Here is a 616-nt window from a genome sequence, read left to right as displayed (position 1 = left end):
CTGCACTGGCACACCCTCAAGACGCTGGATAAACACCGCCTGGAAGCGTCGGTTGGCGCGTTTGAGCCAGGCGAGGTGCGTCGGCTGGTGATGGACGAGTTTGCCCTGCACAAGGGCCACCGCTACGCCACGGTGATCATGGATGCCGAGCGGACGCGGGTCCTGTGGGTCGGACATGGCAACAGCCGTGAGGCGATCCGCCCGTTCTTCGAACTACTCGGCGAGCAGTGTCAGCAGATCGAGGCGGTGGCCATGGACATGAACACGGCCTTTGATCTGGAGGTGAAGCGGCATTGCCCACAGGCCGAAGTGGTGTACGACCTGTTCCATGTGGTGGCGCGCTACGGCCGCGACGTGATCGACCGTATCCGAGTCGACCAGGCCAATCTCCTGCGTGAAGACAAACCCGCGCGCAAGGCGGTCAAGCAAAGCCGCTGGCTGCTGCTGCGCAATCGCGAAAACCTCAAGGATGGGCAGGCCGTGCAGTTGCAGGAGCTGCTGGCTGCCAACCAGCCACTGGCCACGGCCTATGTGCTCAAGGATGCCCTGAAGGATATCTGGTACGCCCCCAGCGTGCGGGAGGGCTGGCAGCGCTGGCGAGCCTGGCTGCGATACG

The 616-nt window shown here is 63.8% G+C and carries 1 protein-coding gene; it reads left to right on the top strand.

Annotated features, from left to right (window positions below):
• A partial coding sequence (locus A7D27_RS26880; RefSeq protein ID WP_139134214.1) for a transposase occupies positions 1-616 on the top strand: 616 nt, incomplete at both ends.

Source organism: Pseudomonas sp. 1D4 (genome assembly GCF_001728925.1).
GTDB classification, from domain to species: Bacteria; Pseudomonadota; Gammaproteobacteria; order Pseudomonadales; family Pseudomonadaceae; genus Metapseudomonas; species Metapseudomonas otitidis.
This window is presented reverse-complemented; position numbering and strand designations above follow the sequence as displayed.